General features: G+C 73.6%; 1 protein-coding gene. It reads left to right on the forward strand.

Features of this window, described 5'->3' with window-relative positions:
• A partial coding sequence (locus VBO01S_RS31515) for a PepSY-associated TM helix domain-containing protein (RefSeq protein ID WP_169805126.1) occupies nucleotides 1-866 on the forward strand: 866 nt, incomplete at both ends.

The following is an 866-nucleotide window of genomic DNA, read 5'->3' on the forward strand; positions in this document are numbered from 1 at the left end:
GCGCATCGGGTTCGCACCGCCGCCCGGTGAGCGGCGCGGCGAGACGCGCTTCGCCGATCCCGCCACCGGCGCGCTGCTGCCCGATCCGGTGGGCGAGCACTTCTTCGAGTTCGTCGAGGAGCTGCACCGCTGGCTGCTGCTGCCGCGCGACGACGGCAAGCCCATCACCGGCTCGCTGGCCGGCCTGTTGCTGCTGCTCGCGCTGTCGGGCCTGTACCTGCGCTGGCCGCGCCGGCCCTTCGCGTGGCGCCAGTGGCTGCGCATCGACTTCGCGCTGCGCGGCCGTGCCTTCCTGTGGAACCTGCATGCGGTGGTCGGCACCGTCGCGCTGCTGGCCTACGTGGTGTCGACCACCACCGGCATGTACTGGGCCTTCGACGGCTTGCGCAAGGCGGTCGACGGCGCGGTCGGCGAGGGCCGCGTGGTGCGCGCCGAACGCGCGCCGGCCGATGCCCCGGTGACGCTCGACCTGGCGCGCGTCTGGCAGGCCTTCGTCGACACCACGGGCGGCGACTGGACCCAGGTGACGCTGCGGCTGCCCGCGCGCAACGGCACGCAGGTGGAGGCCGTCTACCTGCGCACGCACGCCGAGCACGAGCGCGCACGCAACCGCCTGTACCAGCAGGCCGCGACCGGCGAGACGCTGCGCCACGAACGCTATGCCGACAAGCCGCTCGCAGGCCGCCTCGTGAACAGCATCTACCCGCTGCACATGGGCACCTACTGGGGCCTGCCGGGGCGCATCGTGATGATGCTCACGAGCCTGGGGCTCGCGCTGTTCGCGATCAGCGGCTGGATGATGTACCTCGGCCGCCGCCGCACCGCGAAGGCCGTGCGCGCCGAGCGCGCGCGGCTCGATGCGGCCG

It is taken from the genome of Variovorax boronicumulans NBRC 103145 (genome assembly GCF_001591345.1).
Classification (GTDB): Bacteria; Pseudomonadota; Gammaproteobacteria; order Burkholderiales; family Burkholderiaceae_C; genus Variovorax; species Variovorax boronicumulans.